At 45.1% G+C, this 13,437-nt stretch carries 10 protein-coding genes; 4 read left to right on the forward strand and 6 right to left on the reverse strand.

What is annotated here, in order from left to right; all coding sequences use genetic code 11:
• Nucleotides 1-61: 61 nt before the first annotated feature.
• The 4 genes from MN199_RS01235 to MN199_RS01250 all read left to right on the forward strand — a co-directional run bounded on the left by MN199_RS01235 (nucleotide 62) and on the right by MN199_RS01250 (nucleotide 4,677).
• Entirely contained in the window at nucleotides 62-2,062 is a 2,001-nt protein-coding gene (locus MN199_RS01235) for an SEL1-like repeat protein (protein WP_335738165.1), read from the forward strand.
• 122 nt (nucleotides 2,063-2,184) lie between these two features.
• Nucleotides 2,185-3,366, forward strand: coding sequence for a BaiN/RdsA family NAD(P)/FAD-dependent oxidoreductase (locus MN199_RS01240; RefSeq protein ID WP_335738673.1), 1,182 nt, complete (start codon nucleotides 2,185-2,187; stop codon nucleotides 3,364-3,366).
• 23 nt (nucleotides 3,367-3,389) lie between these two features.
• Entirely contained in the window at nucleotides 3,390-3,698 is a 309-nt protein-coding gene (locus tag MN199_RS01245) for a hypothetical protein (RefSeq protein WP_132581541.1), read from the forward strand.
• A gap of 13 nt (nucleotides 3,699-3,711) precedes the next feature.
• A complete protein-coding gene (locus MN199_RS01250) occupies nucleotides 3,712-4,677 on the forward strand; it encodes a DUF4862 family protein (protein ID WP_335738166.1) in 966 nt (321 codons plus the stop codon).
• On the opposite strand, the gene MN199_RS01255 is transcribed toward MN199_RS01250, so the two are convergent.
• From MN199_RS01255 to MN199_RS01280, 6 genes are all read right to left on the reverse strand, one after another.
• Nucleotides 4,674-6,761, reverse strand: coding sequence for a S9 family peptidase (locus MN199_RS01255; RefSeq protein ID WP_335738167.1), 2,088 nt, complete (start codon nucleotides 6,759-6,761; stop codon nucleotides 4,674-4,676). The genes MN199_RS01250 and MN199_RS01255 overlap by 4 nt on opposite strands.
• Before the next feature lie 179 nt (nucleotides 6,762-6,940).
• Nucleotides 6,941-7,501, reverse strand: a complete 561-nt coding sequence (locus tag MN199_RS01260; RefSeq protein WP_335738168.1) for a CBS domain-containing protein — start codon at nucleotides 7,499-7,501, stop codon at nucleotides 6,941-6,943.
• Nucleotides 7,502-7,577: 76 nt separating this feature from the next.
• Nucleotides 7,578-7,904, reverse strand: a complete 327-nt coding sequence (locus MN199_RS01265) for a hypothetical protein (RefSeq protein ID WP_335738169.1) — start codon at nucleotides 7,902-7,904, stop codon at nucleotides 7,578-7,580.
• A 119-nt stretch (nucleotides 7,905-8,023) separates the two neighbouring features.
• Entirely contained in the window at nucleotides 8,024-8,962 is a 939-nt protein-coding gene (locus tag MN199_RS01270) for a GGDEF domain-containing response regulator (protein WP_335738170.1), read from the reverse strand.
• Nucleotides 8,963-8,971: 9 nt separating this feature from the next.
• Nucleotides 8,972-12,772: a response regulator gene (locus MN199_RS01275; RefSeq protein ID WP_335738171.1), complete on the reverse strand. Its 3,801-nt coding sequence runs from the start codon at nucleotides 12,770-12,772 to the stop codon at nucleotides 8,972-8,974.
• Nucleotides 12,765-13,337 (reverse strand): Hpt domain-containing protein, encoded by a 573-nt coding sequence (locus MN199_RS01280; protein ID WP_132581554.1) that lies wholly within the window; start codon nucleotides 13,335-13,337, stop codon nucleotides 12,765-12,767. The genes MN199_RS01275 and MN199_RS01280 overlap by 8 nt, the downstream gene beginning before the upstream one ends.
• Nucleotides 13,338-13,437 lie beyond the last annotated feature (100 nt).

Genomic DNA, 13,437 nt, shown 5'->3' on the forward strand with positions numbered 1-13,437 from the left:
GTTCCGGCTTGGTGCTGGCGCATTTGTTTGATATAACAAGGTGAAATGGAGGGTAACATCGATGCGGCTAAATAAAATAATAATAGGCTTGATGCTAACCAGCTTTATGTTAGTGGCAGAATCGCAAGACATTGCCGCAGCTAAAGCGGCTTATGAGCAAGGCGATCACGCTAAGGCAGCGCAACTATGGCTTGCTTTGGCAGAACAAGGCAACACTACGGCTCAGTTTGAGTTAGCCAAGTTATATTCGCTGGGGCAGGGTGTTGAGCAAGATGCACTGCAAGCGGCGTACTGGTTGGAAAAGGCGGCATCGAAAACCGCAACCAGCGATAAAAATTCGATAAAACAGCCAGACATTACCGCGCTAACCGCTGACAGCGACGACGTGGCCGATTTACCTGTGTTAGCACTTAGCGAAGCCAATTTTGCTAATGGTATGCGCTTGTTTCAGCAAAAAAACTATGCGGCAGCTTACAGCCATTGGTATCCGTTGGCTCTGTCTGGCGTACTTGATGCGCAGTTAAATTTAGCCGCTATGTATGCCAACGGTGATGGTTTGAGCAAGAGTGACGCAAAAGCCGTGCGATGGTTTACTGCCGCCGCAGAACAAGGTTCTGCACAAGCGCAGTATCAGCTTGCCCTCGCTAACGCCAATGGCAACGGTGTCGCGCAAGATGACGCCTTAGCCGTATATTGGTATCGCAAAGCCGCAGAGCAACAATATAGGTTAGCGCAGTATAACCTTGGGTTTATGTATGCCAACGGGCGCGGCGTAACCCAAGATGATGTGAGTGCTTTATTATGGTATGAGCGCGCCGCCGTACAGGGCGATGTTGACGCGCAATATCTTGTTGCAGAGCGATACCGCACAGGCAGAGGTACGAATGCGGATATCAATAAAGCGATAGGTTGGTATCAACGAGCTGTTGAGCAAGCGCATAGTCGAGCTATGTATCAGTTAGCGCAATACTATTTGCAGGGTATTGGCGTGAGTAAAAATGAATCTCGCGCTTTTGACTTATTTAACTTAGCGGCGGCTAAAGGCATTGTTGAAGCTCAGCGCGAAGTCGGCATTAGTTATTCACTAGGCCGAGGTGTGCGTAATAACTATGCTAAAGCACTTGGCTTTCTTGAAAGCGCTTGTGCACAAAAGGATAGCCAAGCGTGTTATCAGCTGGCCGTGCATTTTGATGAGGGCTTAGGTGTAAAGGCGGATGCGAGTCGTGCGATGCCATTGTTTCGGCATGCAGCTACCGCCGGTAATGTTGACGCACAGTTTCGTTTAGCTGCCATGCTTAGCCAAGCAACGGAGCAAAACATTGATGACGTTGAGGTATTTAATTGGTTTCTTAAAGCGGCCGAGCAAGGGCATGCTCAGGCGCAATACTTAACGGCAATACGTTATGCCGAAGGCAATGGTACTGCAAAAAATGATACTGCGGCGGTAAAGTGGTATCAGCTTGCGGCAGAGCAAGGCGTGTTATTTGCGCAGTACAACCTAGGGTATATGTATGGCGCAGGCCGTGGTGTTGCGCAAAATGATGAAAAAGCCTTGTATTGGTACACTAAGGTTGCGCAGCAAGGCGATGCCGATGCGCAGTTTAATTTGGGCTTGCGCTACGAAACCGGCCGCGGCGTGCGCCAAGACGATAATCAAGCGGTACATTGGTATCAAAAATCCGCAGCACAAAATCATTTACGTGCGGTGGCCAACCTCGGTTATATGTACGAAAAAGGCTATGGCGTTAACTTAGATGAGCGTAAAGCCTTTGAGTTATATCAGCAGTCGTTATCAGAGCAAGTGCCAAGGGCATTAACCGCACTTGGCCTATTTTACAAAAATGGCCGGCAAGTAAAAGCGAGTGATGAAAAAGCCGTAGAACTCTTTCGTCTAGCCGCCGAGCAGGGCCATGCAAATGCACAATATAATTTGGCGTGGATGTACGAGTATGGCCGAGGGGTAAAGAAAGATTTAGTTAAAGCCCGAGATTTTTACCAACTTGCAGCCGAACAAAATGAACCCCTAGCACAGGCACAATTAAATCGTTTACTAAACCTATAGGTTGCTTAGGGCGGTGTTGGCAGGCGTGAGATTTTTCTGTCTTAGCACTCGCGCTAATTGCATCTGGCAACATAGTCACCGACAATAGCCGCCTTTAGCGAATGGGCAGGTATATAGCCGTGATACAGCAGTGGGATGTTATTGTAATTGGTGCTGGCGCTGCCGGTTTAATGTGCGCAATAGAAGCCGGCAAACGAGGCCGTAAAGTATTAATACTGGATAACGGCAAACGCGTTGGCCGTAAAATTATTATGTCCGGTGGTGGTCGCTGTAATTTTACCAATATGTATTCCAGCCCTGAGAACTTCCTATCGCACAATAAGCATTTTTGTAAATCGGCGTTAAGCCGTTATAGCCAATGGGATTTTATCGCCCTAGTGCAAAAGCACAATATTGCTTACCACGAAAAAACCTTAGGTCAGCTATTTTGCGATAATAGCGCTAAAGATATTGTTGATATGCTGCTAACTGAAGCCAAAACGGCGGGTGTACAAATTGCACTGCAACAACAGATCCAGCAAGTGAGCAAAACGGAGGCGGGTTTTATTGTCGATACACCAGACGTTAGCCGAGCCTGTCACAGTTTAGTGGTCGCTAGTGGTGGCTTAAGCTTGCCCAATTTAGGCGCTACAGCCTTTGGTTTTCAACTTGCCGAGCAGTTTGGTCTTAACGTACTACCGCTTCGTGCGGCATTAGTGCCAGTAACGTGGCAGCCGGCAGACAAAGCCGTATTTGAAGAAATTAGCGGCGTATCATTACCGGTAACTGTCGAAGCAAATGGCACTCTATTTCCTGAAGATATGCTCTTTACACATCGCGGTTTAAGTGGGCCTGCCATATTACAAATTTCTAGCTATTGGCAACCGGGTGACGATATAACAGTAAACCTGTCACCAGAAACTGACATAAACGAATTTTTAACCAACCAACAGCAAAGCCACCCAGAGCAAGAATTAAAAACCGCTTTAAGCAAATTACTACCAAAGCGCTTAGTTGAAAAACTGTTAGACATGCAGCTTGTTACCAACCAGCCACTAAAAGCTTTACACAATAAAACCATACAAAACATTGCTAATAGCCTACACAGTTATATTTTCAAACCCAACGGCACTGAGGGTTATCGAACCGCAGAAGTCACCTTAGGCGGCGTAAACACCAACGATTTATCGTCAAAAACCATGGCCGCTAAACAGCACGATAACCTATTCTTTATCGGCGAAGTAGTAGACGTTACCGGCTGGCTAGGGGGATATAACTTCCAATGGGCCTGGGCCAGCGGCTGGGTAGCAGGGCAGTATTGTTAGTGTTAATTACTAAGTGAATAGATATGAAAAAACTTTCTATAGTACAAAAAAAGCAGCAGCAATATGTAATGAGTGCAGTAACTGCGTTAGAGCAACAAGCGTTAACAGAATTAGCGGGCGTGGTGCAGTGTTGGTTTAGTTTTGATTATGAAGCCTTTCCAATTAGCTTATTAGCACGGGTGCAATTTGCTGAACAGGCGGCACTTGATGCGGCGCAGCCGCAGTTAGCGCTGTGGCAAAAACGTTTTAGCGGTTTAATGCTAAAGCGTGGCGTCATTTTAAAAGATATGCGTAAGCATTTAGTGTTTACCACCCTTAGCCCCGACGACTAGAAGGCTATTTATAGTGAAATATTATCTTGGCGCTTATGCGGCGTCACCAAATCACAGTACTTGGAATGCCGCACTAGAAACGGCGTACTACACCGAACTAAAAAAACTGGATAGATTAAAAGGCTTAGAGCATCCATTTTATGGCAGTTTGCATCAATATGACGATGCGTGGTTTTTGGCAAATATAGCGCCGGCTTGGAATTACGTATTTACCTGTATTCCCGGAACTATGAATGCGTTGGCAGCTAACCCACAGTTTGGTTTGGCGTCAAATGACGAGGCAGGTCGTGCGGCAGCTCTGCAGTTTATGCAGCAAGCTTGCGCAGCGGTTGCTAAGTTGAATCAGCACGTAGGTAGGCAAGCGGTTACGGCGATTCAAATTCATACTGCACCGGCACGCCACCGTGCGTCGTCATCAACCGCAGCGTTAGTTAAATCGTTAAATACGCTGGCCAGCTGGGATTGGCAGGGCGCGCGCATTGTTATTGAGCATTGCGATGCTTATGTTGATAGCCATGTACCGTCAAAAGGTTTTTTGTCGTTAGCCGATGAAATAGCGGTACTTTGCGAAGTAAATCAATATACTGCTGCGCCACTTGGCATGGTAATTAACTGGGGTCGTTCGGTATTTGAAGCGCGTGAAACTAATGGTGCGGTGGCACATATTCAGGAAGCGCTGGCGGCTGGCGTGTTAGCGGGTGTAATGTTTTCTGGTGTGTCAGATCAAGACAGTGAGTATGGCGCATGGCGTGATAGCCATCAACCGCCTAAAAGCAGTGCGTTGATTCAACACGGTTCACCAGTCTCGTGGATGACAGAACAGACAATGCACGATTGTTTAGCGGCTTGCACTGATCCTGAGCAGTTACTGATACTGGGCGCTAAAATTGGTATTCGACCACAGGATGCAACAGTAAAGCAGCGTATCGCTTATATTCACGATACGCTGGCTATTTTACAACGCTATTTTACGCGCTAGTTCGATGGCGTGCGGTACTTTTCAAACCAAGCAAGCATGTATTCTACTTTTTCAATCATGCGGCTTGGTCGGTTAGATATGCCGTGAGGCGAACCCGGCACCCGTACCATAGTAGTATCAATGCGGCGTAATTTTAGCGCTTGATAAAACTGTTCTGATTCCGAGATTGGCGTACGACGGTCACTTTCACCGGTAATTAAAATTGTTGGTGTTTGCACATTGCCAACTAAACTTAACGGTGAACGCTGCCAGTAATGTTCAACGTTTTCCCAAGGCACGCCTGGAAATTGGTGGAAGGTTTGGTAGGTGTAAGAGTCGCCAGTAAGCACCTTGCTTAACCAGTTAATTATCGGTTTGACAACGGCTGCGGCTTTATAGCGGTTGGTTAAGCCAATAGCATAGGCAGTAGCAATACCGCCGGCTGAACCACCACCAATAAACAGATTATTTTCATCAACAAAGCCTAACTTAATCATCGCGTTTACACCGCTATCATGATCGGCGTAATCTTCTGGCGAGCTATATTTGTTGTGTAACAACATGGCAAAACGTTCACCATAAGATGAGCTACCGCGGTGGTTATCGAAAAATACTACGTAACCTTCTTTGGCATAACGCTGCATTTCTGCGCTCCAGTGCGGACCATAGGCTAGATGTGGCCCGCCATGAATTTCCAGTATTAATGGATATTTTTTTGTTGGGTCAAAGTCGGGCGGCGTCATATACCAGCCTTGCATTTCTTCGCCATCAAACGACGATTTATAAATAACCTCATGGGTTTGCGCGAGCTTTTTATGCGCTAATAAGTCTTCATTAAGTGCGGTAAGTACCGTGGCTTTACCTTTTTGTAAAACGGCCACTTCGCTTGGACGCTGGCTAGTACCGTGGGTATAGGCAATAACACCGTTAGCCGATACGCTATATTGGCCACTTAAATACGGCTGAGGCTGCGACACGCCGCTTAAATTTGCAGTAAGCTCTGTTAGCTTGCCGTTAGTGGTAAGTGTGCCTAACTTACGCATGCCGCGCTGGTCGTATTGTACGATAAAGCTAGAATTGCTCTGCCAATTTGGGCTTTCTATGCTTAGGTCTAAGTTTGCTGCTACATCGCTAATTTCGTTGTTTTTTAACGACAGTATTTTTAACTTGCTGTTGGTATAAGGCACTAAATCGTTACTTTGCCATAAGAACGCCAGCTGTTTACCGTCAGCAGAAAATACCGGCGAGGACTCATCGCCTGCCATTTCGGTGAGTGCGGTAAGTTGTTCTGTCGCTAAATCTAAACGATATAAATTGCTATCGCGCGGCTGAAATTCCCATTCAGGGCTTAAGTTAGCTGAAAATACTAAGGCGCTACTATCGGGTGTAAAGCTAAGATCGCTACCGTAATTAAAATCGCCTTTAGTTAGCTGGCGCTCAGTGCCACCAGCGCTAGGTAAGACAAAAATTTGCCGAAATTCTGGTTTTAAAAAACCCTGACCATCTGCCTGATAACGCACGCGATCAATAACAATGGCTGATTCTGACCAGCTTGCGCCCTTAGGTTTAGCTACCTTCTTAACGGTTTGCTTAACTGCGGCTTCTTTTGCCGCCACGTTCATGGTAAAGGCTAATTGTTTGCCGTCGGGTGACCACGTGAGGTTGCCTGGGCTGGCTTGTAGGGTGGATAACTGCGCAGTTTTGTTTTCGGCTAACCAATGCAGATGAATTTGTCTTTTACCGCTAGCATCTGAAATAAATGCCAGTTGTTTACTATCAGCAGACCAACGCGGCTGGCTGTAGTTAAATTTATCGGCAAAAAGAGGTAACTGCTTACCGGTTTTAACATCAAGTAGCCACAGTGCAGTGTGGGTGCTGTCGGTCATAATGTCATTGCTAGCACGCACATAAACTATTTTGCTGCCATCGGGCGATATTTGTACATCGGCGGCATATTCTAAATCGAAAATATCTTCAGCCTCAAAATATTGGCTGCTGGCACTGCTACTGGCGTTATTGGATGTTGGTGTTTGTGCGTATAACGCAGCGCTGCTAAACACTAAACTAGCAGCAACGGCGAGTGCACATTGAGTAAAAGTAGGCATAGGCTCCCCAAATAGTACAAATTAAAATAGTCTTGGCTTAAAACTATCCTGATCTGTAATTAAGTACAAACCTGTTAGCGGCAGAGTGTAGATTTTAAGCGGCATAGCCCGATTGGGCGACGGGAATGGCGGTTGAGTTACCCGACTGAACTGTATATCAGTCGGGTAGGCTTGGTTTGTTAAGCGCTTAAACTATCAAAAATATTTAAAAAGGTAGGCGTTTGCTGAATACGTAAATTTAAGCCCAAACGACGGGCAATATCTTGCGCGCTAATAATGCCACGTATTTGGTGGCTTTCGCGGTCAATAACTACGCAGTGTAACTCGCCACTAGACTGCAGTGTGTTCACCACATCAGCAATGCTACATTGCTTTAATTGCTGGTACGCAAGCGCTTTAATCTTCTCTCGTGGGCGCATTAAATCGGCGACTAAAATATCGTCACGGCTTTCACCAAAGGCCATGCGACGCATGATTGCTTGATCTGACAGCTGGTCTAAATGTAGCAAACCAACCAGCTGACCGTCGTTATCTACCACTAACTTTAGCTTAGTTTGTTCTTGCTGCATGATATCTAAGGCATCACGAGCAGTACTCCTGGCGTTAATCATGTTCGGTAGGCTGTGTTTAAAATCTGTTACTACTGACATTGCTGGTGAATTTAAGGTCTTGTCATTAAAATCAGACGGTTGTACTAAGTGATCAATAGCTTCAACATTATATAAGGCTAAGGTTTTCATTGTATCCTCACAAACCGACCATTAAGGTTTAGTCGGCGAATTAGCAAATTAATTTAAATAAATTATCTATTTAGGATTAAACAGCGGTGGAGGATAAACCAGGTGGAGCACGAGCCTGAGGTGTTGTTAGATACGCATTCGCGTTACTAGCCGTTAAGGTTTCAATAATAAAATACTGAACAGAGGCTAACGTTAGCTCAGTAGACTCTGGCAATGCCGGTTGTGGGTCGTCAGTATTGTTGACGTCACATTCAACAAAGCACTGCTGAGTTTGAGCTGTAAGGGCGTGAAATTGGGTATCGGCTAATGGCGATAAGCGCGCGTCATGTACGGCAAAAGCCTGTGGTGTACACAGTAAGCTTAAATACAGTAATAAGGCAAAACTACTTAGCCAGCGCAACAACGATAACCTTTATTTAGTAAACTAACGTCAATTAACTATGCTGGCGCTTGCTTATTTATGCAAGGCATAGCAGGTAATAATTGCGATAAAACGTGGTTTTTTTCTGTTAAACGCGCGATTTAGCTAATGTTGTGTTCTATGCTAAAGCCATTACGGCCATTTTTCTTGGTGATATACATTTGTTGATCGGCGCGAGCGGTTATTTCAACACTATAACCGTTATGCGGTGTTGCCATGGCAATACCTATGCTGATACTAACCAAACGCAGGGGAGTTGCTGGGTGTGGAATTTTTAATTCGTTAATAGTTGTTAGTATTTTTTGTGCAAGAACGACAGCACCTTGACTGTCGGTGTCGGGTAGCACCACAACAAACTCTTCGCCACCATACCGAGCCACTAAATCATTAGGGCGTAAACAACAGCTGCTCATGGCCTGAGCGACTCGGCGCAGCGCATCGTCGCCAGCTAGATGGCCTAAGTGGTCGTTGTAAAGTTTAAAATGATCAATATCAATTAATAGTAGTGCTAAAGGCGAGCTTTGCCGTTTGCAGACCGCCAGCTGTTTATTTAAAAACTGGTCAAAATAACGACGATTATACACGCCGGTTAAACCATCCATAAACGCCAGTGAACGCAGTAAATCGGCTTGCTTTTTTAATGTTAAGTGGGCTTTAACTCGGTTTCGTAAGGTATTAGCATTAACCGGCTTTTGTAAAAAATCGACCGCACCGGCTTGCCAACAGGCATCTTCGTCCTGTTGTTGTTGCCCCGCAGTAACAAAAATTACCGGAATGTCGGCAATGGTATCTTGAGCTTTCATTAAGCGGCAGGTTTCTAAGCCATCTTGTATGGGCATAACGACATCCATCAAGATTAAATCTGGCATGCTGTCTAAGCAAACTTTAATAGCTTGCTCGCCTGAGGTCGCCATTAAAACTTTATAATCGTCACCCAATATTTGGTAGATAATTTGAATATTAATTGGCTGATCATCAACCACTAAAATTACCGCTTTATCAGAAAAAGCGGTTAAGTCTAATGGTGCTAAATTAGACATAAATGCACATTACTTTTCATTTAACAGTGGTTTAAGTATCGCAGCTGCGGCATCAAATGCCAAGGCTGAAATCTCTTGGTTTAACTTGTGCACTAATGTGGGGTAGCTAGCCTGCAGAGTATGAGATAACTGCCTAAATAACGGCAGCGCCGCCATATTTGCAGAGTTAAGATAATGTATTAACTGCTGTAACTGTGCTTGTATATCCCGATCAGACAGCATTTCTAAGCTCGCCGTGTTGTTTTTCTCGGAAGCGGTTTCGTCATCAAGTAGTTTAAGTAGGGTTATTGCAATGGCTTGATAAGCGCTAATGCTCGCTAAGGTTGTATCTAGATTAAGCGTACTGATGTTGTTGTTTTCTTTCAGGCGCTGCTCTTGCGCCGCGGCGAGTTGGCTTATAACCGTAAAACCAACTGTGCTAGCTGCTCCGTTAAGGCTATGAAACAGTAGCATTGCGGTTTTTACGCTGATGTTTTCTTGGCGTAATTGTTCAGTGCAGTGCTGTAAATCGGCACTAAATTGGCGTAGTACTTTAGTATATAGCTCAGCTGAATAGCCCAAACGCGCATAGGCTTGTTGTAAACTGATATGTTGTTGTTGGCAAAAGCTTAAAACCTGCGGGTTAAAAACGTTAGCTAGGCTAGGCAGGGTAAAGCTTGCCGCACGCTGGCAGTGTTTGAGGGTTTTAGTTACGACTTCATCTAGCGAAAACGGTTTGGCGATATGGTCTTGCATACCCGCAGCAAGACAGGCAGCTTTGTCACTGGGCAGGGCATTGGCGGTCATAGCAATAATGGGCAAATTAGCAAGCTGCGGTTGCTGACGAATATACTGCGTTGTTTGATAGCCATCCATTTCTGGCATTTGAATGTCCATTAGCACAACATCATAACGTGTCGGTTGCTGCGCTAACATGGCAAGCGCTTGTTCGCCACTGCTGGCAATATCAACTATTGCACCTTGGGTTGCCAGTAGTTCACTGGCAACCAGTTGATTAGTGGCGTTGTCCTCGACTAGTAATAGGGTAATATTGCTAAGCGGAATATCGTGATCAAGCTTGGGCGCTGTTGGTGCAGTAATCGGGTTTTCATGTATTGCTGAATAGACTGCAGTAAGCATCATGTCATGGGTTATAGGTTTAATTAAAAAGCCATCGAGTAACTGATCGGTACGCTCGGTGTGCTTGGTTAAAATTTCTTTATCATAGGCACTAATCATTACGACCTTTGGTGCGGGCTTATTAGCGTTGTTAAGTTTTACATACTCTGCAAACGCCAAGCCATCCATCGTTGGCATTTGCCAGTCGACAAAAATTAGCGCATAGCCCAGCTGCTGCTTACTGGCTTGCTCAACTAACGTTATCGCTTGCTCAGCGCTCTGTGCGGTATCGACTTGCCAACCAAAAGCGCCAGCCATTTCTTGTAAAATTAGCCGCGCGTTATCGTTATCATCAACAATCAGCACTTTTAAATCGGCTGGTAAATGCTTAAGTAAATGGGTTTGGCTTGGGTTATCTTCAGCCGCCTGATGCAAGGTGAGATCAAAAGTAAATTCACTGCCTAAGCCAAGCTCGCTTTGCACAGCTATAGTGCCATCCATTAGGTTAATTAAGCGCTTACTAATACTTAGGCCCAAACCTGTTCCGCCGTAGCGTCGACTAATAGAGGACTCTGCTTGATGAAAGCCACTAAAGATGGATTTTTGCTGCTCTGGGCTCATGCCAATGCCGGTATCTCGTACACTAAAGAGTAACTTAAGCTGGTTTTGTGGCAGTCGTTGAGCGCGAATTGAAATAATAACTTCGCCATGTTCGGTAAACTTAATGGCATTTCCGGCTAAATTAAGTAGGATTTGTTTAATGCGTAAACTATCACCGAGTAATTGCTGGGGTACGTCTGCAGCAATATGGTAGAGCAGCTCTAGTTCTTTTTCTTGCGCGCCTGAGGATAATAAAATACTAATATCTTGCAGCAAGTTTGGCAGGCTAAACGGATGCGGGTCGAGTTCAAGTTTGCCGGCTTCAACTTTAGAAAAATCGAGAATATCGTTTAGCAAAGTAAGTAATGACGTGGCAGCACGCTGCGTTTTTGCAATGTAATCTGCTTGACGATTATCGAGTTGCGTATTCGCGGTAAGTTGTAACAAGCCTAAGATAGCATTCATCGGTGTACGAATTTCATGGCTCATATTCGCTAGAAAGTCAGATTTCGCTTGGTTGGCAATTTCAGCTTGTTCTTTGGCTTGGGCTAATTCTGACTCACGTTGTAACTGCTCGGTAAGGTCAAAGGCAATACCAAGATAACCGACACGTTGATTATACTCGTCGGTTAGGGCACTAACATTTAGCTTTACCTGCACGCTAGCACCTTGCTTAGTAACGTAGGTCCAGCGCTTTGACTCTACCCAGCCTTCCCGAGCTTTGGCAATAAGGCTTTCAAAGTCTTCATGAATATCTTTACCCAGCTCAGCCCTAAGTTTAACCGCATGACGTTGCAACTCATCAGGTAAATGAAAAATAGCCGGCGTGCATTTTTGCAGCACTTCGCTGGCTTGATAACCCAGTAAGCGTTCTGCTGCTGGGTTAAATGCGGTAATAAAGCCACTGGTATCGGTGGCTATAATGGCATAGCCCGCGCCGCTTAATATACTACGCTGCAGCGCATTTACTCGTGATATTTCGTTAGTACGAGCATCAACCAACTGTTCTAATTCGATATTAGCTTGCTTAAGCGTGTTTTCAGTAATATGCGAAAGCTCGGCTTTATGTCGCATTTTTTGTGTACGACGCATAATCAGTAATTGAACTAAAAATACGATTAAAGCAATAACTAAGCTAGCCCCTAAAATTTCGCGAAATAATACGCCTTTAGAGGGGAGCTGTAGTTTATTTATAAAAACTTGGCTCGGAGTCAGTGTTAATTGCCAGTGCCGGCCTAATAAGTTCATGTTGAGTTGTTGTTGATGTGCAATGAGGTGCTCTGCCGCTTGGCCGCGCTGAAAAAACGTTAAGGGCGTAGTGTCGGTAACATCGGCAATAGCTAAGGTTACGTCGCTTTGTAAACCACTTACTGTGCTTAGCACCTCATCAATTAAAATGGGCGCATAGCTCAAGCCATATAACTGTGCTAAGCGTGCTTCTGGCGCGGTAGGTATGCTTGATGTGTAATAAATTGGCAATAAAATAAGAAAACCTTGTTGGGTTTTTTCGTTGGCTTGCACTAAGGTAACCGGCGAGGTTAACCGCGATTCATTGGTAAGTGCGGCATCGAGCGCTGCCTTGCGGCGCATAGGTTCTGAACCAATGTCTAAACCTATCGCTTCTAAATTACGCTGTTCTGGCTCAATATATTGAATAACAAATAGGCTGTCGTTATGTGGTTGAAATTGTTCAATAGTAAAGTTAAAACCTGGGCGCTCTTTAGCCATTTTCGCTAAGAATATGGCTTTTTCATTAGGGTTTAGATAACGAATAATACCAAAACCACGAGCACCGGGAAACTCATGGCTATAATCACGGCTTTGTGAGTAGCTTAAAATCAGCTGATAACTCAACTGTTCTGGTGTTACTGTCATGACCGCCGCACGCGCGCCGCGTAAACCATACTCATACAGCGCGATATTATTACGCACGCCGTCGGCTATTAGGTTTAACCGCTGCATTACTTCCTGTTTTATGCGCTGCTGCTGCTCAGCTTGCTTTAGTGAAACGAAATGGTTAGCGGTACTATAACCGAGTAGCAAAATACACAGTGGTAACCAGAGCGAAAGCAACAGCTTGCTAACGCGGGAGCTGAAGTTACGCTCAGTCATCGGTTTTCGCCTTAGGCCCAGTTGCGACAAAGGGCTGTAACAGAGTGGCCGCCTCTGCAAAATTTAGCTCTGAAATAAAGCGATTAAACTTAACGGCAGCTAACGGCGTTAATAGATGCGCTAATGCGGCTTGGTTGGCATGCCATAATGCAACAGCGTGCATATCTTGTTGCTGTAATAATGTGAATAATTGCGAGATAGTGGAAGTGGTTTGTATATCAGCGAGTGCTAAAGATATGTCAGTCGTTATGGCATTAGCTTGAAACTGGCTTAATGCTGCGCGAATTGCCACACCAGTTTGTCGGTATACGTGAATAAATGGACTGATAGCTAGTTGCTGACCGTTGTTGCCAGTTTCGATGGTGAGTTCTAACGTTTTACTTAAGTTAGCGAGTTGTTCTGCGCCTAAGGTGGCATAACCGCCGCGTAGTTTGTGTAGCAGGTGTTGTAGCTCATTCGTATTGTTGTGCAACACATACTGCTGTATTAGCGCTATATTCGTCTCAGTATCGGCGAGCATACTATTAATCATTTGCACCAACTGTGCCTGATGCTGTTTTGACATCAATAGTACAGCGTTAAATCGGTCATAATTTACCAATGTCACTTTATATTGCCCTGCCAGAGTGCCGAGTTAACAGCTAAACCGTATCTATTGTTTTAGC

This window comes from Rheinheimera metallidurans, from assembly GCF_036983985.1.
Taxonomy (GTDB): Bacteria; Pseudomonadota; Gammaproteobacteria; order Enterobacterales; family Alteromonadaceae; genus Alishewanella; species Alishewanella metallidurans.

Bases quoted from the DNA above. Each gene is read 5' to 3' on its own strand.
- MN199_RS01235 (WP_335738165.1), top strand. From the start codon at position 62: ATGCGGCTAAATAAAATAATAATAGGCTTGATGCTAACCAGCTTTATG.
- MN199_RS01245 (WP_132581541.1), top strand. From the start codon at position 3,390: ATGAAAAAACTTTCTATAGTACAAAAAAAGCAGCAGCAATATGTAATG.
- MN199_RS01255 (WP_335738167.1), bottom strand. From the start codon at position 6,761: ATGCCTACTTTTACTCAATGTGCACTCGCCGTTGCTGCTAGTTTAGTG.
- MN199_RS01260 (WP_335738168.1), bottom strand. From the start codon at position 7,501: ATGAAAACCTTAGCCTTATATAATGTTGAAGCTATTGATCACTTAGTA.
- MN199_RS01270 (WP_335738170.1), bottom strand. From the start codon at position 8,962: ATGTCTAATTTAGCACCATTAGACTTAACCGCTTTTTCTGATAAAGCG.
- MN199_RS01275 (WP_335738171.1), bottom strand. From the start codon at position 12,772: ATGACTGAGCGTAACTTCAGCTCCCGCGTTAGCAAGCTGTTGCTTTCG.
- MN199_RS01280 (WP_132581554.1), bottom strand. From the start codon at position 13,337: ATGTCAAAACAGCATCAGGCACAGTTGGTGCAAATGATTAATAGTATG.